General features: G+C 58.6%; 14 protein-coding genes, 2 tRNA genes and 4 pseudogenes. 4 read left to right on the forward strand and 16 right to left on the reverse strand.

Going from position 1 to position 26448, the window contains the following annotated elements:
• Positions 1–15: 15 nt before the first annotated feature.
• The 9 genes and pseudogenes from rne to clpX all read right to left on the reverse strand — a co-directional run bounded on the left by rne (position 16) and on the right by clpX (position 16028).
• Entirely contained in the window at positions 16–2790 is a 2775-nt protein-coding gene (gene rne / locus ML_RS07425) for a ribonuclease E (protein WP_010908354.1), read from the reverse strand.
• A gap of 342 nt (positions 2791–3132) precedes the next feature.
• Positions 3133–3543: a nucleoside-diphosphate kinase gene (ndk, locus tag ML_RS07430; protein WP_010908355.1), complete on the reverse strand. Its 411-nt coding sequence runs from the start codon at positions 3541–3543 to the stop codon at positions 3133–3135.
• A 49-nt stretch (positions 3544–3592) separates the two neighbouring features.
• Entirely contained in the window at positions 3593–3964 is a 372-nt protein-coding gene (locus tag ML_RS07435) for a DUF4233 domain-containing protein (protein ID WP_010908356.1), read from the reverse strand.
• Positions 3961–5418 carry a bifunctional tetrahydrofolate synthase/dihydrofolate synthase gene (gene folC / locus ML_RS07440; protein ID WP_010908357.1) on the reverse strand — a complete coding sequence of 486 codons (1458 nt, stop codon included), beginning with the start codon at positions 5416–5418 and terminating at the stop codon, positions 3961–3963. The genes ML_RS07435 and folC overlap by 4 nt, the downstream gene beginning before the upstream one ends.
• On the reverse strand, positions 5415–8075 hold the full coding sequence (locus ML_RS07445) for a valine--tRNA ligase (RefSeq protein WP_010908358.1): 2661 nt from the start codon (positions 8073–8075) through the stop codon (positions 5415–5417). Before ML_RS07445 ends, folC begins: the two co-directional genes overlap by 4 nt.
• Positions 8076–11058: 2983 nt before the next feature.
• Positions 11059–11424, reverse strand: a complete 366-nt coding sequence (locus tag ML_RS15950; RefSeq protein WP_231846566.1) for a glycosyltransferase family protein — start codon at positions 11422–11424, stop codon at positions 11059–11061.
• A 254-nt stretch (positions 11425–11678) separates the two neighbouring features.
• Positions 11679–12794 (reverse strand): annotated as a pseudogene (locus ML_RS07455) (2-oxoacid:ferredoxin oxidoreductase subunit beta).
• A 49-nt stretch (positions 12795–12843) separates the two neighbouring features.
• Positions 12844–14332 (reverse strand): annotated as a pseudogene (locus ML_RS07460) (2-oxoacid:acceptor oxidoreductase family protein).
• 415 nt (positions 14333–14747) lie between these two features.
• Entirely contained in the window at positions 14748–16028 is a 1281-nt protein-coding gene (gene clpX / locus ML_RS07465) for an ATP-dependent Clp protease ATP-binding subunit ClpX (protein ID WP_010908359.1), read from the reverse strand.
• 278 nt (positions 16029–16306) lie between these two features.
• On the opposite strand from clpX, the gene mmuM reads away from it, so the two are divergent.
• Positions 16307–17182: a homocysteine S-methyltransferase gene (gene mmuM, locus ML_RS07470; RefSeq protein WP_162618328.1), complete on the forward strand. Its 876-nt coding sequence runs from the start codon at positions 16307–16309 to the stop codon at positions 17180–17182.
• Here mmuM and clpP2 read toward each other — a convergent pair.
• The 4 genes from clpP2 to ML_RS07490 all read right to left on the reverse strand — a co-directional run bounded on the left by clpP2 (position 17179) and on the right by ML_RS07490 (position 20064).
• A complete protein-coding gene (gene clpP2, locus ML_RS07475) occupies positions 17179–17823 on the reverse strand; it encodes an ATP-dependent CLP protease proteolytic subunit ClpP2 (protein ID WP_010908361.1) in 645 nt (214 codons plus the stop codon). The two genes, mmuM and clpP2, sit on opposite strands and share 4 nt — an antisense overlap.
• The gene (clpP1, locus tag ML_RS07480) at positions 17820–18422 is read right to left on the reverse strand and encodes an ATP-dependent CLP protease proteolytic subunit ClpP1 (RefSeq protein ID WP_111481034.1); all 603 of its coding nucleotides are present in this window, start codon (positions 18420–18422) and stop codon (positions 17820–17822) included. Before clpP1 ends, clpP2 begins: the two co-directional genes overlap by 4 nt.
• Positions 18423–18545: 123 nt before the next feature.
• On the reverse strand, positions 18546–19955 hold the full coding sequence (tig, locus tag ML_RS07485) for a trigger factor (protein WP_010908363.1): 1410 nt from the start codon (positions 19953–19955) through the stop codon (positions 18546–18548).
• A 32-nt stretch (positions 19956–19987) separates the two neighbouring features.
• Positions 19988–20064 (reverse strand) — tRNA-Pro (locus tag ML_RS07490).
• A 135-nt stretch (positions 20065–20199) separates the two neighbouring features.
• Here ML_RS07490 and ML_RS07495 point away from each other — a divergent pair.
• Positions 20200–20270 (forward strand) — tRNA-Gly (locus tag ML_RS07495).
• Positions 20271–20303: 33 nt separating this feature from the next.
• Positions 20304–21420 (forward strand): annotated as a pseudogene (locus ML_RS15955) (serine hydrolase domain-containing protein).
• Positions 21421–21532: 112 nt separating this feature from the next.
• Here ML_RS15955 and ML_RS19020 read toward each other — a convergent pair.
• The 3 genes and pseudogenes from ML_RS19020 to ML_RS07515 all read right to left on the reverse strand — a co-directional run bounded on the left by ML_RS19020 (position 21533) and on the right by ML_RS07515 (position 23513).
• Positions 21533–22324: pseudogene (locus tag ML_RS19020) on the reverse strand (Fpg/Nei family DNA glycosylase).
• Between the two features lie 36 nt (positions 22325–22360).
• Entirely contained in the window at positions 22361–22840 is a 480-nt protein-coding gene (locus ML_RS07510; protein WP_041323860.1) for a ribose-5-phosphate isomerase, read from the reverse strand.
• Positions 22841–22889: 49 nt separating this feature from the next.
• Positions 22890–23513, reverse strand: coding sequence for a mycothiol-dependent nitroreductase Rv2466c family protein (locus ML_RS07515; protein WP_010908365.1), 624 nt, complete (start codon positions 23511–23513; stop codon positions 22890–22892).
• Positions 23514–23644: 131 nt separating this feature from the next.
• Here ML_RS07515 and pepN point away from each other — a divergent pair, with 131 nt between their 5' ends.
• Positions 23645–26233: an aminopeptidase N gene (gene pepN, locus ML_RS07520; protein WP_010908366.1), complete on the forward strand. Its 2589-nt coding sequence runs from the start codon at positions 23645–23647 to the stop codon at positions 26231–26233.
• Positions 26234–26448: the final 215 nt, after the last annotated feature.

The following is a 26448-nucleotide window of genomic DNA, read 5'->3' on the forward strand; positions in this document are numbered from 1 at the left end:
TGATCGGATGCAAGGTCAGTCCACGTGGATCGGCGGCCCGGCCGGACGACCCGCTGCGCGCCGCCGTCGCGGACGGGCAAAACCTGATCTGTTTCTGATCAGGAGAGTGGAGCGGTCAAGCACGTCAGCGCTGTCGAGGTCGGCCTCGGAGTCAGACTCGTCTTCGTCAACGTCAAGATCGTCGTCTAAATCGAGTTCCTCGTCATCGTCGCCAAGGTCTTCCTCGTCGTCGAGCTCCTCGTCATCGTCGAGGTCGTCTTCTTCGTCGGTGTCGAAATCTTCCTGGTCAACATCATCTAGGCCAGCAACAGCCTGCTCTTCGAGCGGCTCGTCGATCTTCCCGGTGAGTTCTGTACCAGACTCGTTGGATTCGTCCTCGCCACCAACAACCACCGAGGACGAGCCCGCGGCCATCGCCTTAAACATCGGATGCTCGCCCGGAGCATGCACCGGTACTTTAACCACAGCGGTCTCGTCCGATCGGTTCTTTTTCGATCGCTTACTTCGCCGACCGCCTGACTCGGACTTGCGTCCAACCATCGGGGTCGAATTAGCTGGGTCGGTGTGCAGCAGGATACCGCGACCTGTGCAGTTCGGACACGATGTCGAGAACGCCTCGACCAGCCCGGTGCCCAACCGTTTGCGGGTCAATTGCACCAGCCCCAAAGACGTCACCTCGGACACCTGGTGACGAGTGCGGTCGCGAGCAAGCACCTCAGTCAGTCGACGCAACACCAAGTCGCGGTTGGACTCGAGCACCATATCGATGAAGTCGATGACCACGATGCCGCCAATATCACGCAGCCGCAGCTGGCGCACGATCTCCTCAGCTGCCTCAAGATTATTCTTGGTGACTGTCTGCTCGAGGTTACCCCCAGACCCGGTGAACTTGCCAGTATTGACGTCGATCACCGTCATCGCCTCAGTCCGGTCAATCACCAGTGTACCGCCCGATGGCAGCCACACTTTCCGGTCCATTGCCTTGGCCAATTGCTCGTCGATGCGATGTACCGCGAAGACATCTGGCCCGTGCTGCCCGTCCGGACCGATTGGCGGGTCATACTTTGTCAACTTCGAAACAAGTTCGGGAGCAACAGAATTCACATACTCATTGATGGTATTCCATGCCTCGTCGCCGGAGACGACGAGGCCCGAGAAGTCGTCATTGAACAAGTCGCGGATGACTTTGACCAACACATCCGGTTCCTCATAAAGGGCCACCGCAGCGCCAGCGGCCTTTTCCTTGGTCTGGATTGTCTTGGCTTCGATCTGTTCCCAGTGCTCCTGCAGGCGGGTGACATCCTTGCGGATGTCTTCCTCTTTGACGCCCTCTGACGCAGTGCGGATGATCACGCCCGCATCGGGTGGCACTACCTCACGCAGGATCTCCTTGAGGCGCTGGCGTTCGGTGTCAGGCAGCTTACGGCTGATCCCGGTCGACGACGCCCCTGGGACGTAAACCAGGTAACGACCGGCCAAAGACACTTGCGTGGTAAGTCGCGCCCCTTTGTGCCCGACCGGGTCCTTGTTGACCTGGACAACGATATAGTCGCCGGGTTTGAGGGCCTGTTCAATCTTGCGATCGGCCCCGCCCAATCCGGCCGCTTCCCAGTTTACTTCTCCGGCATAAAGCACGCCGTTGCGACCGCGACCGATGTCAACGAAGGCCGCCTCCATCGACGGCAGCACGTTCTGCACGATACCGAGGTAGATGTTGCCGACCAGGGAAGCAGATGCTGCCGACGTCACGAAGTGCTCGACGACGATGCCGTCTTCGAGCACCGCGATCTGGGTGTATCGAGCGCCAGGGTGGGGCGGCTCAGTGCGGATCCGATCGCGCACCACCATGACCCGCTCGACGGACTCGCGCCGAGCCAGGAATTCGGCCTCGCTCAACACTGATGAACGGCGCCGCCCGGCGTCGCGCCCGTCTCGGCGGCGTTGCCGCTTGGCCTCCAGTCGAGTCGAACCGTCGATACCCTTGATATCGGCGCTGCCCGTGCCGTTGACGCCGTTGTCAAAACTAGCAGACCGACCAGCCGCACGGGGTGTCCGTTCGTGCACAACCGTGTTCGGCGGATCGTCGGGCGCGCACCCCTCGTCTTCACCTACCCCCGACTTACGACGTCGGCGCCGACGGCGGCGGCGGTTGCCGGCTTCAGAGGACCCACTCTCGTCGTAACCGATTTCGGTGTCTTCGGACTCGTCGAAATCTTGGCCATCGAAGTCCTCAGACTCGGTTGAGTCGACCGCGCCGTCGACATCGTCGCTCTGGACGTCGGATCCACCCTGCTCACCGCGGCCCCGACCACGACCCCGACGGCCACGACGCCGACGACGGTTCGCCGGTCGATCGGGTTGCTCTTCGTCGTCGCCAACGTCGGAGTCGTCACCGGATTCCACATCATCGTCAGCGCAGGAGTCATCATCGACCTCTATCGGCTGTGGCGCAACGAACAACGGCATGTAGTGCGGCCGCTCTACTGTGGTTTCTAGCACCAGCCGAGAGTCGCGCTCTTCGAGCGCGACAGGGTTATCAGGTACGGCAGTGAGTTCATGAGGTGAGTTGGGTTGGCTGGCCAGCAGATCACGGACCCGGACCGCGTCGACGCGGTCGACACTGGAATGTGCGCTACGGATCCGGCCGTCGAGAGCGCTCAGCACGTCCAACACTCGTCTGCTGGTGGTTCCCAACGTTCGTGCTAGCGAATGGACTCTCAAGCGGTCCGGCAGTTCCATATGCTGCGTCGGCTCTTTTGATGGCTCTAACGGGGGTGCACCGTCTATCACGTATTCTCCTCAAGCCCCCGGGCGCGTCCGATCGACGCGGCCACACGAAGGCCTTCGCTATGTGTCCGGGTCACTTCTCCCGGACTTGTGATGGCCTCACCCCGAGCAGTTCATCTAGAGAACTCACTCGGCGGCATAGTGAATGACGGCTTGACACGCCGCGCTACGTCGCGGGATCACGATGGTCGCGCTTGTCTAAGTCTTCATTCGGGTGTCTGGCGCCGGTACGACGACGTTCACCTGCTACCAGTATCCCACATTGCCGGCGCGTCCACTCGCCCCTGATGTGGCTACAACACGGCCCGTTTAGGAACCCGGCACGGGCCCCTTCTCACCCACGCGCTAAATGCCGGGAAACCACAACGCGATTTCGCGCTGTGCCGAAGCAGTCGAATCGGAACCGTGGACCAAGTTGAATTGCGTTTCCAACGCTAAATCGCCCCGGATTGTGCCCGGCGCCGCCTTCTCCACCGGATCGGTGCCCCCGGTGAGTTGGCGAACCGCCGCAACGGCACGTGGTCCCTCCACGATCGCCGCCATCACTGGACCCGAGGTGATAAACTCCAATAACGATCCAAAAAATGGCTTGCTCTCGTGCTCGGCGTAATGCTGGCTGGCCAATTCCTCACCGACCTGTCTAAGTTCCAACGCCGCGATGGTGAGACCCTTCCGTTCGATGCGGCTGATGATCTCCCCAATCAATTGCCGTTCCACAGCATCCGGTTTGATCAACACGAGAGTCCGTTCGGTCACGGCGCACAGCGTACCTAACGGCTCGCCGATCAGCTCGACGGCAGTATTCCTAACGCCGACTGACCTCGGCCCGAAAATACACGATCAGCGCCCACAATCCGGCGAACAACACACCAACGAATCCCAACACAGGGTACACGGCGCAGCCGACTAGCACCACCACCTGTACGCCCAGGTTCACCCAGATCGCCCAAGCCTTGCGTTGCAGTCCGACCAGGACGATTAACAGCCCGGCCAGCCCAATCAGAAAACTCAGCGCAGACAGAGTCAGCCCGCCGGACGCACCCAACACCGGTAACGCCAGCAGCACGACGATTGCCTCAAGAAAGAGTATAGCAGCCATCACCCCGGCAAAGCTCTTCCAGGGGTCGGCAGATGGCAGAGGCTTTTGCGGACCGTGCTCCCCCGGGCTGTCCGTCATTGTGGGTCACGGCCAAACAAAGTCCGTGCGATTCCGGCGGTGATCACCGAGCCGGTGATGACGATCCCACGGCCGGAGACTCCGAGCCCTTCGATTTCCTCATTGGCAGCGGCGTCGTCGACCAGTGCAGTCGCTGCGTCGATAGCGTCACGCAGGTTCGCCGCGCTGATTACCCGGTCGGGGCCGAACCGCTCCCGCGCCACCAACGCCAGCGACTCAACATCCAACGCCCGCGGCGAGCCGTTGTCAGTCACAACGATATAATCCAGCACCAGCTCCAGTGCGGCCAGGATGCCATCAACGTCCTTGTTTGCCAGCACGCTGAGCACCCCGACCAGGGTTCGGAAATTAAATTCGTCAGACAGCGTGCGCGCCAACGCATTCGCTCCGGCGGGATTGTGAGCGGCGTCGATGAACACCGTCGGGGCACTGCGCATGCGTTCCAACCTGCCGGGGCTGATGACAGCGGCGAAACCGGACCGCACCGCCTCGACATCGAGCTGGCGCTGCACCCCGGCACCATAAAACGCCTCGACCGCAGCAAGCACCAAGACCGCGTTGTGCGCCTGGTGTTCGCCATGTAACGGCAGGTAAATGTCATTATAAACTCCACCAAGCCCCTGCAGCTGCAACACCTGACCACCGATTGCGACCTGACGGTCCAAGACCGCGAACTCCGAATCCTGACGGACGACTCGAGCGCCGGCATGTGCCGATTGAGCCAACAGCACCCCCATCGCCGCAGGTACCTGACGACCGATTACCACGACGGTGTCTGGCGCGCCTTCGGGAGCTTTCGTGATAATGCCCGCCTTCTCGCGGGCGATCGCTGCAACGTCGTTGCCAAGATACTCGACGTGGTCGATGCTGACCGGGGTGATCACGGCGACCGATGCATTAATCACGTTGGTCGCATCCCATCGCCCACCGAGGCCCACCTCAACCACCGCGATGTCGACGGGCGCATTCGCGAACGCGGCGAACGCCATCGCGGTGACTACCTCGAACTTGCTCAGCGCCGGCCCCCCAGAGGACTGCGACTGGGCATCGATCATCTGCACAAACGGTTCAACCTCACGGTAAGTTGCTACATATTGCGCCGGGCTGATCGGTTTTGAGTCAATCGCGATGCGTTCGACTACCGACTGCAGGTGAGGGCTGGTAAAGCGGCCAGTGCGCTGGTGCAGCGCGGTTAGCAGCGCGTCAACCATCCTCGTCACCGAGGTCTTCCCGTTGGTGCCAGCGACGTGTATCGACGGATAACTGAGTTGCGGTGAGCCGAGAACATCCATTAACGCACTGATCCGAGTCAAACTCGGTTCGATACAGGTCTCTGGCCAGCGCTGGTCCAGCAGGTGTTCAACCTGCAACAGGGAGGCGACCTTGTCCGGTGTGAGAGCAGCGACATTGGTTTCAAGACGTCCGGATCCCCAGTCAGGCAGCTCTGCGGTCATTGCAGCCCAGCCAGCCTAGCGATGATGCGGTCGGTTTCTTCCTTAGCCATCCGCTGACGATCGCGGATTTTGACAACGACTGCTTCCGGGGCTTTAGCTAGAAAGTCCGCGTTGGCCAACTTTGCGGCGGTCGATGCCAGCTCTTTTTGCGCTGCAGCCAAGTCCTTTTCCATGCGACGACGCTCGGCAGCCACATCGATGGTGCCCGAAGTGTCGAGTTCAACGACGACGGCGCGGTCTTTGTTAGGGCCGAGACGAACCTCCAGCAACGCTGAAGGGCGAAAATCGTTGCTCGCAGCAGTAAGCAAAGCTAGTGATGTCACGAAGCCCACCTGGGTGGCCAGGTCGGAATCTTCGACACCAGACAATCGAGCCGGCACCTTCTGTCGATCGACCAACCCCTGATCACTACGGAACCGACGGATCTCGGTCACCAGCTTCTGCATATCGCTGATCCGCTGCGCGGCAACCAGATCTAGGCTGATGCCAGAAGGCTCCGGCCAGGTAGCAATCACTAGTGACTCCAGTTGGGTCAGTGCCTGCCAGAGCGTTTCGGTAATAAACGGCATCACCGGGTGCAGCAACCGCAGCAACGTATCGAGTGCCGCGGCCAGCACTGCTGTGGTGTGCGTGAGCCCGTCAGCAAGCTGTGCCTTGGCCAATTCGAGATACCAGTCGCAGAATTCGTCCCACGCAAAATGGTAGAGCGCCTCGCAGGCGCGGCTGAATTCGTAGCCATCGAAAGCTGAATCAACTTCGGCGCGAACCTGTTCCAGCCTTCCGAGAATCCAGCGGTCGGCATCTGTCAGCGCCGTCAGCGCAGGCAAAGGTACCAGCGCAGCACCATTGAGCAGTGCGTACCGGGTGGCGTTGAACAGCTTGGTACCGAAGTTGCGCGACGCGCGGACGTGATCCTCTCCTATAGCCAGATCACCACCGGGGCTGGAGCCGCGTGCCAGAGTGAAGCGCAGCGCGTCAGCTCCGAACATATCCATCCAGGCCAGCGGGTCGATGACGTTACCCCTGGACTTACTCATCTTGCGACCGAATTCGTCGCGGATCAGCCCATGCAGGAAGACATCGGTGAACGGCACCTGCGGGCCACGGCAGCCACCCAGTGTGATGGCATCGTCCCCGCCGACGAAGGTGCCGAGCATCATCATGCGCGCTACCCAGAAAAACAGAATGTCATAGCCGGTGACGAGAATACTTGTCGGATAGAATTTTTCCAGCTCCGGAGTCATTTGTGGCCAGCCCAGCGTGGAAAACGGCCACAACGCGGACGAGAACCAGGTGTCCAGCACGTCGGGGTCCTGTTGCCAGCCCTCCGGAGGGGTCTCGTCGGGACCGACACACACTTGTTCCCCGTTGGGACCGTACCAGATCGGTATGCGATGGCCCCACCACAGCTGCCGTGAGATGCACCAGTCGCGCATGTCGTCCACCCAAGCGAACCAGCGCGATTCCATGCTAGCAGGGTGAATCACGGTGTCCCCGTTACGCACCGCGTCACCAGCGGCCTTGGCCAGCGATTCCACCCTGACCCACCATTGCAGCGACAGGCGTGGCTCGATGACCTCGCCGCTGCGCTCAGAATGGCCCACGCTGTGCCGGTAGGGTCGTTTCTCCTCGACAATGCGGCCCTGCACCGCTAGCGCTTCGCGCACCGCGATGCGGGCCTCGAATCGATCCATGCCGTCGAATTCAGTTCCGGTGTCAACGATAACGGCCTTAACGTCCATGACGTTCGGCATCGGCAGGTTGTGCCGCAATCCGATTTCAAAGTCGTTGGGATCATGAGCGGGTGTGACTTTGACGGCGCCGGTGCCGAATTCAGGGTCGACGTGCTCATCAGCTACGATTACAAGTTCGCGGTCGATAAACGGGTGCGGCAGCGTAGTCCCGACCAGATGCTGATAGCGCTTGTCATCGGGATGCACGGCGATCCCGGTGTCGCCGAGCATCGTCTCGACCCGGGTGGTAGCTACCACGATGTGTGGCTCGTCGTCGTCGAGTGACCCATAGCGGAACGAGATCAATTCGCCCTCGATCTCGTCGTAGATAACCTCGATGTCGGAGAGTGCCGTCCGAAGTACCGGCGACCAGTTGACCAGCCGCTCCGCCCGGTAGATCAGCCCGGCGTCGTAGAGCCGCTTGAAGATCATCCGCACCGCCCGCGATAAGCCGTCATCCATAGTGAACCGGTCGCGGCTCCAATCCACCCCATCACCGAGCCGGCGCATCTGGCCGGCTATGGCACCGCCGGATTCACGCTTCCAGTCCCACACCTTGTCGACAAACAGCTCCCGACCAAAGTCCTCCTTGATCTTGCCGTTGATCGCAAGCTGTTTTTCCACTACACTCTGAGTCGCGATCCCTGCGTGGTCCATGCCTGGCTGCCATAACACCTCATATCCCTGCATCCGTTTGCGGCGAGTCAAGGCGTCCATCATGGTGTGCTCTAACGCGTGGCCCATATGCAGACTGCCGGTCACATTAGGAGGCGGAAGCACGATCGAATACCCAGGTTTTGTGCTGGCGGGATCCGCGGCGAAGTAACCGGAGTTCAACCACTTCTGGTAAATCACGCTCTCCATCGCACCTGGGTCCCACGACTTGGGCAGCAGGTCAGCAGAGGAACTAGGGCTGGTGGTCACCGGTCAATTCTAGGGAGCCCGATTAGCGCGCGCGAAAGCACCCGAACTGGCAGGTGATCGGGCTATGATAAGCATGCCGATCGAGGAAGAGTTAGAACCAGCCCAGGATAGATGAGAACGGGCTGAGGCCGGCTCCAGAGCAGCTTCCGCTACTGGCTGCCAGGTAGCGCCGACAACTTGCTGCACAGCGGGCTCGTCTACGCTCGTTACCCCCATGGCAGCAGGCGCAGTCGCCGCCGGCGGCGGGGCGTCGGTCGGTCTCTGTATGCGTCGCCCACGTCGACCCGTCAAACGGCGTAAAGCACCAAATTGCCGTCCTCTTGCAGGGTGAAGGTCAAGGCGCCGTTGTGGGAGACGAGCAACTCACCCACCAGCACCAACTTCTGCCCCTCAGTGAGCGTGTCCTACATGGCATTGCCTCTACATTTATCCAGTCCGACTGGTTGCTGTCAGCCGTCATTGCCAGCACCCGATAAGCGGGCACCTATCGATCCTGGATCAATCTGAGTAATTTACCCTATAGACGCCAACCGAAAGCCCCAACAGCTGGCGCTGGCTACTTCTTGCCACCAAGGATGCCGCCAAGAGGTTGTTGCGGCGAGTTAACCGCCGAAATCTCCCTTTGTCAGCGCCGATGCAAACTGCTCGGTGTCATTGCCCACGAACAGCGTTGTGACTGCTGGCGGCGAACTCGATCCTGTTGGCTTGCTCGGGATCTTTCGAGTTGTGCACCAAATCCATTGACCAACACCGTCACCAATGTATGAACTGCGCTGTCGACGTCGTCTCTATCGGCACCGAGTTTGGTTGCGATTTCCGACGTGGGAACCTGGGCATAGAGATCATCAAGACCGGCCGCCAACGTGTCCACCTTTATCGCAGATATCTTGAAGCCAAGTCGATTACGACACTAGCCCGATCCGATCTCCAGCGATCCCCCTTCAGCAACGCCTAGGCGACCGCCGAAATCACGAGTGCACAATCAGATCTGAAGGGAAAGAAACGAATCCACAGCCGTAGTAGATGTGACTTATCGTGCGATTCGCGGCAGGTCTCAGTTCAACCGCTCGGCCTGCAGGGGCACACCCGCCAGCAGGAAATCGCAGCAACAAAGCATCACCCATCGCAATCGCGGGCGTGAGCACGCCCGGCAGGCCGGAGGGCTTGTCACAACCGAAATGCCAGCGCAAGACTACATTCTCCGAGCCGCACCGACTTCGCCGTCCTACGCTATACGCACCACGTACCGTGGCACTACATTGTCACTTGTGACACTACATTGTCACTTATCGTATCCATAGTGTTACGTCTCGATCCTACATTCTAAAGTCGCACTCCCGAATCGCCGCACTTGAGCGGGTCCCAGGTGTGAGAACGACTCGCTGCATCAGTTCGCACGACAATAGACAATAGCAGTGAAGTAGCGGTTGCCCAGTTCGGACATAACGTTGCCTGCCCCGCTGACGATAGCCGATAACCTTAGGCTCACGCTTTCGCTAAAATAGAATTACCTACTATACATCGCTATAAGTCGCGTCCGATAATGCGATAATGCGTTGCTGAGCCGCGCGATCCGCGTGTGAGTCGGCGCCATTATGAAGCCGGCCCTCCACAAACCAGCCAGCTCCGAAGCAATCTGACGAACATGATGCCACGGCAAATCGGGTTGCGAGCCGAGTTCGAGCTCAACACCGCAGTCGGCGCTCAGCGTGTGTAGATCCGCGAATTGGCAACGCACAGCAGAACCACTGGAGACGACGTGCAATACTTAACGGTAGCGATATGATGGCCCCTCCGGGGGGCCCACAGGCCACGACACACACCACGAAATCGGTGGCCAACCAGCTCGCCAACATTGTTCTTCCTAGCCGTGCGATACAGGGGCGTGGACGATGTGAACATCGATATCGACCGGCCTGCTTACCTTATAGTTAAGGTCGACGCTGTTGCGGACGAGCAGGAAGCTCCTCCACTCAGGTCAACTAAGTCCGTACCAGCAGCAGCACATGCAGCCACTAATGGAAGCCGTAGCGGGTGTAAGGCTCAACCGTCGTAACGGCGATTCGGGTACGGGCAGCCATTTCATTCAGAGTCGATGTCAATGCCGTGCCGGCAGCCAAAATCGGCCAGGACTGTACGGATCCGTGGATTATTTTTTATGACTCCCACATCGGGCTGTGTACGCACATTACGATACGCAGATTGCGTGCGTCATTATTTTGACTAGACAATACATATTCTATCATGGCCCGATAACGGAACAAGAATAGATGTATTTCCGCAGTTCAGCAACCCTTTTTAAGCTAACAGCAATACATCGCCATCAAAGTTATTTTGTTAGCAGAATCATGTAAATTTTGTTAGCTAGGAAAAAAATTTGTTCTTACGTGATGCAGTCGTTCAGAATCGGCCACTCGAGACGCCAACAATAGCAAGGTAGACAGGATGCAGGCCTCAGGCAGCAACTAAGCTAATAAATCGCGGCTACATTGAAGTCAATAATATTTGCTGATTCCACGAGTAGCCTAGCAACATCGCACACTATTCGACACTGGAGCAACAGGAGGTTTCACACTGGTCACCAATATATCCTAATTACAATGTTTACCAACAGATTTGGTTATCACCGACGATCTCTAGCGAATCAGCAATGGCAGCAATAGCGTCCCATTTGACTAAACCGCACCCTATGGGACACAGACCTGAATGGTTGATCCGCGTAAGCAGATTCGCCACAAAACCCCAGGGCTCCGGGCAATGCTACACTCGACCAAACCCCACGCGTTCAATATTCAAAATCATAGCTACTCCAAATAGAATATGGTAAACGCCCAGGCAAGCCAGATGTAATCTATTATAAATAAGCTCGTACGAATATTACACGCCATTGTCATAAATGGATACTGATTACTATCGCAAAATGACCACAGAAATATTCAACAATTAATTTGATAGAAAAATTAAAAAAATGACCGTTGTGTAACTACCTCGGGATCCCCGGCAGCACGAAAGCACACAAGTCAGTAGTCGTATTGACGTTCGTCACTACGGCCGCGAATCCGGCATCACGATCCGGCTGAGTATCCGACGCGTCGACTAACGCACGCATCTTGCGCTCACCGACAGCTACCAGCGCATCAGCTAGGTCGGCCAGATCCGTGCAGTATACCGCGGAGAGGTAGTGATACTGGCCGTTCCACGGCAACACCACCTCGGCGTCCGTCGCATAGGCCCTGCAATCGAGGCAATCCATCAATTCTACGGAGAAACGGTCGACAGCGTAGACGAACCCAAACGAGCCACACCCTCCATCGGCTGCATGCAATGCGCACCCGGTTGCCAGCAGCACCCTTAGTCCTCGCACCTCGTCGCGCATGACATGATGTGGGCCTGCAGCTCAGGTAACAGTTGTCATTGGGGGTGGCCATCACAAAAACCGGCTTGCAGCGCTGAGTGACGACACCAAGGACATGGTCGACTATTTTGGTGTAGGTCGTCCCGACATCACCATGCTAGCATTAGCAGGTTCTGTGTTTCGCGATTTGACCCCGGTGAGGTATACGGGGACCCCAACCAGCAGAACCGCATCAGACATCTGAGCAATCACGTCCAGTCGACGGTCCAGATGTCGCGCCCGCGCACTAAAGATTGCAGTGCGACGCTTGTCCGGACGCGGTCGAAGTCTGGGCAGCGCGAACCTGGAAACGGGCCATGTCAGCATAAGTTAGTCGGCTGATCCGGCGAACGATACCCAGGACGGCATGGTCAAGGTTCTAATCAGATAGCCGCGACAACGCAAAAGCATAAGCTACGTCGTCGGCGTGCGCGTCATGCACGACGATCTCCTGAACAAGCAACGTCAGCGGTCTTAGCCACCTCGAGGGAAAAGTCGGACTTCACGACACTACGCAGTATTCACCGCTTGCGCCGAAGACGATTGGCTCGCCATGCTGGACATTGATCACCCGCTCTTCGGTGTCCTCTTTGCGCAGTGCGTCAAACGAACCGTCGTTGAAGATAGGGCAATCATGCAGAATTTCGACTAGGGTAGCGCCACGGTGCTGGGCCGCGGCACGCAGCACCTCGGTTAGTCCGTTGCGGTCCGCGTCTAGCGCGCCGGCCAACGAAAGTCACCTTAGCACCCAGCGCCAACGACACCGGGTTGAACGAGTAATCCAGCGAGCCCATCGGGGGTCGATTTGGTGACCATGCCCATCTCTGACGTCGGCGAATACTGGCCTTTGGTTAACCCATAGATCCGATTGTTGAATAGCAGAATGGTCATGTTGATGTTGCGGCGCAGCGCATGTATCAGATGGTTGCCGCCGATCAACAACGCGTCACCGTCCACCGGTGACCACCCATATCGACAGATCATCGCGAGCCAACGCCAAACCATTCGCGATCACCGGCTCTCGGGCGTGGATCGAGTGGAACCCAATAAGTTAGGTCTCCAGGTAGTTACGGGAACCGGCTAGAGCATCCGATGCCGCTGAGAAACGCAATGTTTTAGCGGCGTAGCCCCAATGCGGGCAGAAAGTTGCTTATGGTGTTGAGGATCCACAGCCCGGACACCAGCGGACCTCCTGGTCGCTAATAAAGTACTTGGACTTCTGCGGCTGTTCCCCAGAAGACACAGTGGGCACACAAGCGTGTTTCGTCGACGTCAGAGTCACGCCAAGGCCCGTTGCCCGCCAGATTGCTGATCCCGCTAGTCATTGAGCGCCGCTTTTCCTCATCGCTTCGCTCTGCATCGTCGCGGCGCGGGTCATGCGTCGACTCCCGCACTAACCCGTGGCCGCCGCAAATCTAGTGACCATCAGTCTTATCCTGTTCAATCTCGGCCAGTGTGGCGTCCAACGCGGCACGGATAACACGGCCTACTTCGTCGACCAAGAACGAAACACCCTGCATCTTGTACCCCCCCCACTGCACATCAACCAAATACTTGCCACGTAGCACCATCGCCAGTTAAACAAGGTTTATCTCCGATGCCACCACCATCGGGTCACGCCGCAGCACGTCGCCCAGGTTAGCTGGGAACGGACGCAAATGCCGCAGTTGGGGCATGCGAGACCTTGACACCCTGCGCCGTGCACATCAGCAGGCTTTACGGATCGGGCCGTACAAACTTCCCCACCCAATCAGCAGTAGCTCGGCATATACAGTTGGATCGTCTATCTTTAGATCGGGAACCCGGATGCCATCGGTCTTGGCCTGGCGCAACCTGACCATGAACCATGAGGTCATGGTTGCCCGGCTCGTAAGAGATGTTGCCGGCGCCATTTGCCGCTTCCAATCCATCGATGCGATGTTCTAGACCGGGGGGAAGTTCCCGGGACGACGAATAATCGCCGAGCCAGCGTTTCCGGGTAGCGGGCATAAGGCTGAAAGAGCGCATCGGATTTGGCGAAGGTGTGCTCGATGGGCACCAAAGCACTGACGTCCGGGATTTGCCACGGCTACGAGCCATTGGCGATGACGCCGTCAGACAACACGATTACTGGCGTGGGGTAAAATAACCTGATACACGCCACTATCAATGACAGTTTCAAAGCAATTCGACGGAGACTGCGGACCAATACCACCACCAGCGACTCCCCATTGCGGCTGTACAACGCCTGCAGCAAGTCAGCCTTCTCGATCTCGGTTGGCAAACCAGTCGAAGGTCCCCCTCGATGACCAACAGCGACAGCTCGTCATCACACCGAAGCCTAGCGCCTCGGCCTTCAGCGAAAGACCTGGCACCAATGTGCTCGTAACTCCCAGCGCAAACACAAACATGTTCTTGGGGCGCTGGCCATCTTTCTTGTACGCACCGATAGCCTCGACTACCTCAAGGGTCAGCGTAGTTATCGGGACGGCGTGAACAACGTATTCCTCCAGCTCATCGGATTCCAGCGGGCTGGCTACTTAACCCACCTTCATCAGTTTGCGTTTGATGAACTCGTCAGAGTTTGCGATCACCATTCCGCCACGCTGGAAATCACCAATATTGGCCTTCAACACTGTCGGATTTATCACGACAAACACGTCCAGCTGGTTGTCGGCGGTCAAAATGTCGTAGTCGGCGATTTGAATTTGGAAAACGGAAACCCCGGACATAGTATTTGTTATTATGCGAATCTCGGTGGGGTAATCCGACTAGGTAGCCAGATCATTGCCGAAAAGCGTCCCCTCCGATGTAAACTGGTCGCCGGTCAGCTACATAACATCGCCCCGATCCCCCCGCGAAACGGTATAGTAACTCTTTCCAGGAATCGTCGGTTGGACCTGGCATGAACAGCAGCCCTAGCATGAAACTCTGACCCGGCACCGTTGTCATTCGGATCCACATCTCCGCCTTCCATCTGCTCTCCGGACAGGCACTCCGGGCTACAGCTTCAAATTATACACCGTCGGAGTGACTTCCCCGCCCTCACGCTTTATCTCATTGATATTAACCAAGTTTGGCATTGCTTCTCTGTGGCGTACGCCCATCGTAACCCCCAAACACACAGCGAATTAGCCGTTAAAAGTCGACGTCAGCGTGGGATAACTGAGGCGAAGGTGCGAAATTGTGGTATTGATCATGTTCACCGATAACAGACCCACATCGGAGTAATGCCGCCCGTTGAACACATTCATTTTTTTGGTGCCGATCCCGACTTTCCAGCTGCCGCCGTCACACTACTAGGCACTCTTATCGCGGCGCTCAGTGCGCGACGGCTTGCGCGGCACGATTGTCGGCAACACGTTGTCCTGCACAGTCTCCTTGGTCACCACCACTTTGGCAACGTCATCGCGGCTAGGAATATCATACATCACGGGTAGCAGGACTTCTTCCATGATGGCCCGCAGGCCACGAGCGCCGGTGCCGCGGTGGATTGCTTGGTCGGCGACCGCTTCCAGCGCGTCGTTAGTGAATTCCAGCTCCACACCGTCCATTTCGAAAAGCCAAGTGTACTGCTTGACCAAAGCGTTCTTCGGTTCGGACAGGATCTTGACCAACGACTCCATGTCCAGATTGATGACCGAGGCGATCACCGGGAGTCGTCCGATGAACTCAGGGATCAAGCCGAACTTGATCAGATCTTCAGGCATCACATCGGCGAAATGATCGGTGGTGTCGATTTCGGCTTTGGAGCGGACTTCGGCACCAAAGCCTAAGCCGCGTTTGCCAATACGCTCGTAAATAATCTTATCCAACCCGGCAAAGGCACCGGCGACGATGAACAACACGTTGGTGGTATCGATCTGAATGAATTCTTGGTGTGGGTGCTTGCGGCCACCTTGCGGGGGAACCGACGCTTGGGTACCTTCTAGAATTTTCAGCAGGGCTTGTTGAACGCCCTCGCCGGAGACGTCACGAGTGATCGATGGGTTCTCACTCTTACGAGCGATCTTGTCGACCTCATCGATGTAAATAATACCGGTCTCGGCACGCTTGACGTCATAGTCGGCGGCCTGGATCAGCTTAAGCAAGATGTTCTCGACATCCTCACCGACGTAACCGGCCTCGGTCAGTGCGGTGGCGTCGGCGATGGCGAACGGGACATTGAGCATCTTGGCCAACGTCTGAGCCAGGTAAGTCTTGCCGCAACCAGTAGGTCCCAGCATCAAGATGTTGGATTTGGCCAACTCTACCGGTTCGCGCTTAGAGTCACGGCCCTTCTCTCCAGCCTGGATCCGCTTGTAGTGATTATAGACCGCGACAGCCAACGTCCGCTTGGCGGTGTCCTGCCCGATGACGTAACCCTCAAGAAACTCCCGAATCTCAACAGGCTTGGGCAGCTCATCAAGCTGCACATCGTCAGCATCGGCCAGTTCTTCTTCGATGATCTCGTTGCACAGGTCAATACATTCATCACAGATGTACACCCCAGGGCCCGCAATTAGTTTCTTGACCTGAGTCTGACTCTTCCCGCAAAACGAGCACTTCAGCAAGTCACCGCTGTCTCCGATACGCGCCATGATGCTAAGGGCCTACTTCCTGTTCGCCGTTCGTCTTGCTATGCCGCGTGTATTCCGCGACGCTACCCGCTAGTTCGGGGCAGACGCGACCGTTAGCGCCGAATCGCGTCATCGGTATTCTTATGACTCTTCCGTCTGGCATGAAACATATAGCCCGACTCCACCCACCACTGGTCGAGACGCGCAATCCGTGTCTCTGGCGTGTCGCGGTCGTTGCGTGACCGCCGCCCCTGAGTCGTCGAGCCTGCGCGTAATCACCTTACAGTGGCCAAGTGGGACTGGCTGTTCACAGCGAATCCGTGCTGATCAACGACGGTGGGTTGGCCACCGAGCTCGAAGCGCGCGGAAACGATCTATCCGATCCGTTGTGGTCGGCTAGACTGCTGACGGATGCCCCACAAGAAATCGTCGCGGTGCACGTCGCGTACTTTCGCGCTGGCGCGACGATCGCGACAACCGTGAGCTACCAAGCATCGTTTGAAGGTTTTGCGGCACGCGGGATCGGCCGCGATCAGGCCATCCGGCTGATGCGCCGCAGCGTCGCACTTGCCAGCGCCGCGCGTGATGAGATCAGCGCGGGTGGTCTTTGCGTCGCCGCCTCAGTCGGACCGTACGGCGCGGCGCTGGCCGACGGGTCGGAATACCGCGGACGCTACGGCCTGTCCGTCGCAGCTCTGGCCCGATGGCATCGCCCGCGGCTGGAGGTACTGGCCGACGCCGGCGCGGACGTACTCGCCCTGGAAACCATCCCCGACATCGACGAGGCAGAAGCGTTAGTCGACCTGGTACGCTCGGTCGGAGTGCCAGCGTGGCTCAGCTACACCATCAACGGAACGCGGACCCGCGCCGGACAACCGCTTGCCGAGGCGTTCGCGGTGGCCGCCGGCGTCCCCAAGATTGTCGCGGTCGGCGTCAATTGCTGCGCACCCGACGATGTGCTGGCGGCCATCCAGATCGCGAATATCGGCAAGCCGATCATCGTCTACCCGAATAGTGGAGAACGCTGGGATTACCGCACCTGGACAGGACCGCGTAGGTTTTCGGCGCAGCTCGCCCTGCAGTGGACGGCGGCCGGGGCACGCATCGTCGGCGGATGCTGCCGGGTGCGGCCGGCGGATATCGCCGAATTGACGAAGGCACTGGCGAGCCGTTAAACGGTCTGCGCGGAAAGCTTACGGTATTCCAACACAGTGTCGATAATACCGTAATCCTTGGCTTCTTCGGCGGTCAGGATTTTATCCCTGTCCGTGTCCTTACGGATCACCGCGGCATCCTTGCCGGTGTGCCGGGACAGCGTCGTCTCCATCAGGGTGCGCATCCGTTCGATTTCGGCAGCCTGGATCTCCAGATCGGAGAATTGACCTTGGATCACACCGGCCAGCGACGGCTGGTGGATCAGCACGCGCGCGTTGGGTAGCGCCATCCGCTTACCCGGGGTTCCGGCAGCCAGCAGCACCGCCGCCGCCGAAGCAGCCTGACCCAAACACACCGTCTGGATGTCGGCCCGTACATACTGCATCGTGTCGTAGATCGCCATCAACGAGGTGAAACCACCGCCCGGTGAGTTGATGTACATAGTGATATCGCGGTCGGGATCCAGCGACTCCAACACCAGCAGCTGGGCCATGATGTCGTTTGCCGACGCATCGTCAACTTGGACGCCGAGAAAGATGATGCGTTCCTCAAACAGCTTGTTGTAAGGGTTGGACTCCTTGACGCCGAAACTGGAGTGCTCGATGAATGATGGCAGGATGTATCGCGCCTGAGGTTGGAGCTGAGAATTCTGCAGTTTCACTGCACTTCTCCGTTGACGTGGGCGCGGGTAATGATGTGGTCGACAAAACCGTATTCCAGGGCTTCCGAGGCAGTGAACCAGCGGTCGCGGTCAGAATCCGCTTCGATTCGCTCGATCGGCTGACCGGTGAACTCAGCGTTGAGCCGGAACATCTCCTTTTTGATGACGGCGAACTGCTCAGCCTGGATGGCGATGTCGGCTGCACTGCCGGTCACCCCGCCCAGCGGCTGGTGCATTAGGATGCGGGCGTGTGGTAGCGCGTAGCGCTTGCCCCTAGTTCCCGCCGCCAGCAAGAACTCCCCCATCGACGCGGCCATGCCCATCGCGTAGGTGGCGATGTCACATGGCGCCAGCACCATGGTGTCGTAGATCGCCATCCCGGCGCTGATCGATCCACCGGGGGAATTGATGTACAGAGAAATGTCCTTGAAGGCGTCTTCGGCGGCAAGCAGCAGTATCTGTGCGCAGAGCCGATTGGCGATGTTGTCGTTCACCTCCGACCCCAGGAAGATGATGCGTTCGGAGAGCAATCGCTCATAGACCGAGTCCGTGAGGTTGAAACCCTGCGAATTCGAACGGATGTCAGTCACGTGGCCCACAGTGGGATACCTGCTTTCTGGAGTTCTGTATGCACCGACACTAACGAACCGAGCCCGTTGTTTGGCGATCACGCACCCCCTGAAAGGGGCACGTTCGTTTACAGCGTCATAACCCAGTCATTGTCATTCCGCGGCCTCGTCGACCTCTTCATCGATGGCATCACTGTTCGGATCTGCTTCTTCGGTCTTCTGGTCGGCCTTATCGCTTTGGGCATGCTTACCGAAAAATTCACTGGTGTCTATCGTGTTTCCGTCACTATCGGTGAACGTAGCCGCCTCGACCACAGCTGCGACCGCCAGCCTGCGCCGCGCGTCAGTAACCAAGGACGATAACCGGTTGTTTTCCCGCAAGAAGCCAAACAGCTGCTGTGCGTCGACGCCGTATTGCTGAGACGTGGCGAGCAAGCGTTCGTTCAGGTCATCCTGACCCACCTGGATCTTCTGGTCGTCAGCCACTACATCCAACAGCAGTTGCCTCGTGACATCTCTCTCGGCAGCGCTACGCGCTTCAGCCTCGAACTCCTCGCGCGACGACCCACGCTCAGCGAGCACCTCGGCGAACTTGGCTTCGTCGTGGCCCAGGCCGCTGAGCGCGTCATGCAGGGCATTATTGAACTGGGCTTGCACAATCCCTTCCGGCAATGGCACATCTACCCGCTCGAGCAAAGCGTCCACAGCCGCGTCACGGATTTTCTCCGCTTGCTGGGCGTACTTAGCCTTACGGACCTGATCCCCGAGATTGGCCCGTAGTTCTGCCATGGTGTCGAACTCGCTGACCAGTTGCGCGAATTCGTCATCCGGCTCCGGCAATTCGCGTTCCTTGACCGACTTGACGGTGACGATGACCTCTGCGTCTTGCCCGGCGTGTTTGCTGGTCGCTAACTGGGTGGTGAAGACTCGCGACTCACCAGCGGACAAACCGACGAGCGCATCGTCGAGACCTGCGATAAGCCGGCCGTAGCCGACCTCATGAGACAGCCCCTCCGCATCGGCGTTCGGCACCTTCTCGCCATTGATGGTGGCCGACAAATCAATCGAGACAAAGTCACCGAGCGCCACAGGTCGGTCCACGCCGATCAGAGTGCCGAACCTGGCACGCAACGACCGCAACTCTGCCTCGACATCATCGGTGCTGACCTCGACCGGATCCACAACAACCTTCAATGTGCTGAAATCCGGAAGTGCGATCTTGGGGCGTACCTCAACTTCGACGGTGAAAGCCAGATCCTGACCGTACTCCTTTCTGATCACCTCTATTTCGGGCTGGCCGATCGGTTGGACCTCAGACTCCGCCAGCGCCTGCCCGTACCGACTGGGCATGGCTTCGTTGACGACCTGATCGAGCAGCGTCTCCCGACCAAAACGGGCCTCCAGCAATCGCGCAGGAACTTTCCCGGGCCGGAAACCGGGCAGCTGCACATGTCTGGCCAGCTCTTTGTAGGCCCGCTGAAAATCCGGCTCAAGCTCTGTAAAAGGTACTTCCACGTTGATACGCACCCGAGTAGGGTTCAACTGCTCGACACTGCTTTTCACGGGCGTGCTCCTCGGTGGTCGTCCCTGGCGATTGGTCGGGGTGACAGGATTTGAACCTGCGGCCTTCCGCTCCCAAAGCGGATGCGCTACCAAGCTGCGCTACACCCCGCGCTGACCACGCGATCTTACGGCCCGACAGCAACGGCTTTTGCAACGACCTATTTGCGTCACGGAGCGGTCGCAGAACAACTCCGATTAGAGTTTTATGCCTGCCACCACGTACAGTCGCCTTCGACTGATACACGCGGGCGTAGCTCAATGGTAGAGCCCTAGTCCTCCAAACTAGCTACACGGGTTCGATTCCCGTCGCCCGCTCAGGTTGACTGTTTTGCTCAACAGAAAGGCACCATGAGCGAAGTCATCAAAAGATCATGCGCGTCGGACTTCGGTCGGCGTACAAGATGCGTTCGAGCACAACTTTGCGCTGCATAGCCAAGTCGGCACGGCTGTAGCGGTGTGGGTCGACGGAGATCTTGTCGTCCACCTCTGGGCAGCTCCGCCGACACCGCCGGTACCCTGCCGTGGCAGCAGGAGACACTATCCGTCGTGCTCTCCGGCACCAAGACGCTACTGGCCAGAGTTCGGGCTGGCAAGGAAGCCAGCCACGCTGGCCATGGTGATGAGCCACCGCTCCGGCGCAATTGGGTCGCGCAAACGGTTCACTTGAGGGCAAGTAGCGATTGGAAGCCTTATCGGCGTGCAGCGAACTGCCGAACCGTGGTGACTAGCCAGCAACCGCCCAGAGTTACCACGCAGTCCGCTTCAATGTCCTCCTCGGTGAGGTGACTCACCGGGTCACCGGCCGTATAATACCTCACTAATTTACTCACCGAGATTGCCGAACCTTTAGGCATCGATGTGCATATTGGCTTCCCTGCCGGTGAGCATCACCACTGTGCCGATCTGATGAACCACTCCCCAAATCCGCATGATGGTGTGCGGCGTCAAGGTATCCGACTATACCGTCATGCTGGCCTAACACCCGAAAGCAGGGCTGTCCGTCTCGATCGGGTTCGTGCCCCTTGTATGCCCGACAACTAACTCGGCTTCAAGGCATCGGAGCGGTGGTGAAAGATCGAATTTCCCACCATCAACAGACATGCGTCGGCGCTGGGGTTGGCGACTTTAAACTACAACACACTCACCCAGGAGAAGCTGCTCAGTCCCAGCCACATGGACCTCGAGCCACGCGAACCTCGTCCGGGTGTCCCAAAGTGGCTTCGACACCGATCCGGTGCTCGGCCCGCGGGTCTCCCCCGATCACGTATGGAATTTGGGCTACATGCTCAACCAGCGTGGCAGCAACGGACCCAATCCGGAGATTTTCGGCCACGGCGGCACAGGCGGTTCATTCGGGTTTGTCGATTTGGAACACCGAATCGGCTAAGCGTATGTGATGAATCGCTTCGACACCACCGAGGCCAACGCAGACCCACGCAACCTCGCCCTTAGTAACCAGGTCTAGGCGGCGCTTGAGGTCAACAACGACGAACTCTAGGTAGTCTAAAATTACCGACGACTGGGCCAACCCGGTCTCCACCCGCGGATTCAGCGAAGTTGATCTTTGTCCTGGCCATTCACGTCTGGCACTGAGGGCGCCAAAACACATTACGACCCTCTAGCATCGTGCAGTACAGATCTTTCCCCCACACCAACCCGGTAGAGCCCCTCACCGGTGCACCGGCTAGACGTACGGGGCCGCTCTGGCAGGTAGGACAGCAGACTGCGATCGTACTCGGGTAAATCACGAAGATTTTGCCACGGCGCAAACACATTTTATCTTCAGTGCCACCAGATCGGCCCACTCTGCATCGAACGCTGTCTGACCGATCTCCTCGGTCGATCTGGAGCAGGTCGATGCGGTGGCGGAACAACAATTGGCTGTGGATACATGCCCCACCCGAACCCGGCCGATAACGGTTTGCTCCATCAAGAGTGTATTAACAAGTTTACACGACTTTGTAACCCGGGCCCACGCCCACCAGGGGTTGGCATCGCCACGTAGGTGATCGAGTCCAAACCTTGCGACGACGTCTCCGACCTGGCCTTCGTCGAACAACCGGCATACTGTCGAGCCGCCCAAGTCGGTGCCGCAGTCAGCACCGACCATCCACATCCGTACCTGTCCGACCTGTTACGAACAGCGATACATCGCTAGAGCGAGTCCATTCGGTGAAGATGCCTATAGAGACCAAGACACACATGCCCTATCGGACCATTGACGTAGTGATAAAACAGATACTTGCTCCAAGTTGGCCTGCGCTACCACTCGACCGTCCACCGCGGCCGCCAAACTAGCGAATCGCAGTTGGCGAGTTGAACACCACGACGGGTGCACCAGAGAATCGACGCTGATGCAACCAGGCCAGCCGGTGCTAAGGATGCCTTCCGGGCACCGGTGAACCTCAGGCCTGAGCGCCGGGCACCGGCGGCGCTTGGTGCGTACGTTCGAATTCGGCGAGGATATCGATACGCCGTTGGTGGCGCTGCGCTTCCGACCACGGTGTGGTCACGAAAGCGTCGACAATAGTCAGCGCCTCAGCGACGGTGTGCATGCGGCCGCCAATACCGATCAACTGCGCGTTGTTGTGTTCACGCGCCAGCCTCGCGGTCTCGACGCTCCACGCCAGCGCGCACCGTGCGCCGACAACCTTGTTGGCCGCGATCTGCTCGCCGTTGCCCGACCCCCCAAGCACGATACCGAGGCTACCTGGATCGGCCACCGTGCGCGTCGCGGCAGTGATGCAAAACGCCGGATATTCATCGTCGACATCGTAACTAAAGGCGCCACAGTCGATCGGCTGATGACCGGATTGTTTCAGATGCTCGATAATCTGCCGCTTGAGCTCGTAGCCGGCGTGATCGGCCCCCAGGTAGACACGCATGCCCGACATTGTGCCCGACGCGGTTACGACGCTCGCCGAGCCGCCTGTTCTAGGCGAACTGCGGCGGTTCGGTTCGGGTCCGCTTGAGCTCAAAAAAGTGTGGGTAAGCCGCCAAAGTCAGCGAGGCGTCCCAGAGCTTGCCGGCCTCCTCACCGCGCGGGATTTTCGACAATACCGGCCCGAAGAACGCCACACCGTTGACGTGCACAGTCGGTGTGCCGACATCGTCGCCAACCGGGTCCATGCCGGCGTGGTGACTCTCACGCAGCGCGTCGTCGTAGGCGTTACTTTGAGCTGCCGCGGCCAGCTCCGCTGGCAGACCAGTGTCGGCAAGCGATCTCTTGATGACCTCGTCGAGGTTTTTGTTGTCCTCGTTGTGAATCCGGATACCCATCGCAGTGTACAAGGGGTCCAGCACACTGGCACCATTAGCCTGTTCAGCAGCGATCACCACCCGCGCCGGTCCCCATGCCTTCGTTATATTTTCGAGATAGTTTTCCGTCAGATCTTCGCGGTTTTCGTTAAGTATCGCCAGACTCATCACGTGAAAGTGCACCTCGACATCGCGAACCTTCTCCACCTCAAGGATCCAGCGCGAAGTGATCCAGCACCACGGGCATAGCGGGTCGAACCATAAATCGGCTTGATACTTGACAGACGCCTTCTCGGGCATGGCGCAGTCCTCTCCAGAGAGTTCAGAGACAGTCGGAAAACTTTTCAGTACAAACGTAGTTGCCGCGCGGCTGTTCCCACCCAAAGGTACCGGCACCCGGCTCGCGTACCGACAGGCTCTAAGTTGGACGCGTGGCCCTTCCAAACCTCACCCGGGACCAGGCTGTCGAACGCTCCGCCCTGATCACCGTCGACAGCTACCAGATCAACCTCGATCTCACCGACGGCCCCGACAACGCCCCTAGCGACCGCACGTTCCGCTCCATCACCACGGTGGTGTTTGACGCACTAGCCGGCGCCGACACCGTAATCGACATTGCTGCCGATGCCGTGCGCAGTGCCACCCTCAACGACCACGAACTCGACGTCTCCGAATACGACGAATCGACCGGTATCCCGTTACCTGGACTGGCCGATCGCAACGTTGTCGTCGTCGACGCCGACTGCCGCTACTCCAACACCGGCGAGGGCCTACATCGCTTCGTCGACCCCGTAGACGACGAGATCTACTTGTACTCGCAATTCGAAACAGCTGACGCCAAAAGGATGTTCGCCTGCTTCGACCAACCTGACCTCAAGGCCACCTTCGAGGTAGAGGTGACCGCATGCAAGAACTGGAAGGTGATCTCCAATAGCGTGTGCATCAACATCACCGAGGGGACACACACCTTCGCCACCACCCCACGTATGAGCACCTATCTGGTGGCGTTGATCGCCGGGCCATACGCTGCTTGGTACGCCAGTTACCGCGACGAACACGGTGAAATCCCGCTGGGCATCTACTGCCGAGCCTCGCTGGCACAATTCATGGACGCCGAGCGATTATTCACACAGACTAAGAAGGGATTTAATTTTTACCACAAGCACTTTGGCCTACCGTACGCGTTCGGCAAATACGATCAGCTCTTCGTCCCCGAGTTCAATGCCGGAGCAATGGAAAACGCCGGCGCGGTGACGTTCCTCGAGGACTACGTCTTCCGCAGCAAAGTCACCCGTGCTTCCTATGAACGGCGCACCGAGACGGTACTACACGAGATGGCACACATGTGGTTCGGCAATTTGGTCACCATGACCTGGTGGGACGACTTGTGGCTGAACGAGTCTTTCGCAACCTTTGCATCGGTGCTGTGTCAAAGCGAAGCCACCGAATTTACCGAAGCGTGGACGACGTTCGCCACTGTGGAAAAGTCGTGGGCTTACTGCCAGGACCAACTGCCATCCACGCACCCGATCGTCGCCGACATCCCAGACCTGGCTGCAGTCGAGGTAAACTTTGACGGCATCACTTACGCTAAAGGCGCTTCCGTATTGAAGCAGCTCGTTGCGTACGTTGGGTTAGAGCAATTCCTGGCCGGGCTGCGCGACTACTTCCGCAAACACGCATTCGCCAATGCCACTTTTGACGATCTGCTTGTCGCACTGGAAAACGCCTCCGGACGCGACTTGTCACACTGGAGTCAACAGTGGCTGAAAACCACTGGGATCAACATGCTAAGGCCAGATTTCGACGTCGACGCCGATGGCAAATTTACCCGGTTCTCGGTGATGCAAAGCGGCGCCGAACCGGGTGCGGGTGAGACTCGGGTGCACCGGCTGGCGGTCGGAATCTACGATAACTGCGGGGAAGCCGACAAACTGGTGCGGGTGCATCGGGAAGAACTCGACGTCGAGGGTACAGAAACGGAAGTACCTGCACTGGTTGGCATTTCGCAGGGCAAGCTGATTCTTGTCAATGATGACGACCTGACCTACTGCTCACTGCGGCTAGATGCCCAGTCGCTGCAAACCGCGCTACAGAGCATCGCCGACATCGCCGAACCACTGCCACGCACCCTGGTGTGGTCAACAGCCTGGGAAATGACCCGCGAGGCCGAATTGCGTGCCCGCGACTTCGTGGCGCTGGTTTCAGGTGCCTTGCATGCCGAAACCGAGGTCGGGGTGGCACAGCGGCTGCTACTGCAGGCGCAAACGGCGCTGGGCTCATATGCCGATCCAGACTGGGCGCGTGATTACGGCTGGCCGCAGTTCGCCGACCGGATCTTGGAATTGGCGCGCGCCGCAGTATCCGGGTCGGATCACCAGCTCGCTTTCATCAACACGCTGTGCTCATCGGTGCTGTCGCCCCGGCATGTGCAGACATTGGCTGCCCTGCTCAACGATGACCCCACCGAGCTGGGATTGCCTGGCGTGCAGGTCGATACCGATCTGCGCTGGCGCATCGTAACCGCACTCGCCACCGCCGGGACTCTCGATGCCAATGGGCCGCAGACACCATGGATCGACGCCGAGATGCAACGTGACCCGACGGCCGCCGGCAAGCGCCACGGCGCTCAGGCCGCAGCAGCACGGCCGCAGTCCGACATTAAGGACAAGGCGTTCACTACGGTGGTCGAAGATGACACCCTGACTAACGCTGCAGGCCGGGCAATAATCGCGGGCATTGTCGCACCAGGACAAGGTGAGCTACTCAAGCCGTTCACCGCGCGCTACTTCGCCGCGATACCCGGTGTCTGGACACGGCGATCCAGCGAAGTAGCGCAAACGGTGGTGATCGGCCTGTATCCCCACTGGGACATCAGCGACGTGGGTATCGCCGCTGCTGAGGAGTTCCTAACCGCCCCGGAGTCAAAAGTACCACCAGCCTTGCGCCGGCTGGTGCTGGAGGGCCAGGCTGCGGTGAAGCGCGCACTACGCGCTCGCATGTTCGACAGTGCTGACTAAATCGTTTGTTGCTGTGTTGTGGGTGTTTCATAGGTGGTGGGTGAAATGGCTGTTTTTGCGTTTTATGACTGGCCGATATGTTCGGTAGTCGTGGGGGGCAGCCCGGAATCCTGTTGACGTGTTTTGCTGTGTTGCGGGGTTTTTGTTGGTGGGTGGCTGACTGCCTGCTTTCGATGAGGCTTCGTGTGCTTTGCCGCAGTGGACACGATTAGCGC

The sequence above is a fragment of the Mycobacterium leprae TN genome, from assembly GCF_000195855.1.
GTDB lineage: Bacteria > Actinomycetota > Actinomycetes > Mycobacteriales > Mycobacteriaceae > Mycobacterium > Mycobacterium leprae.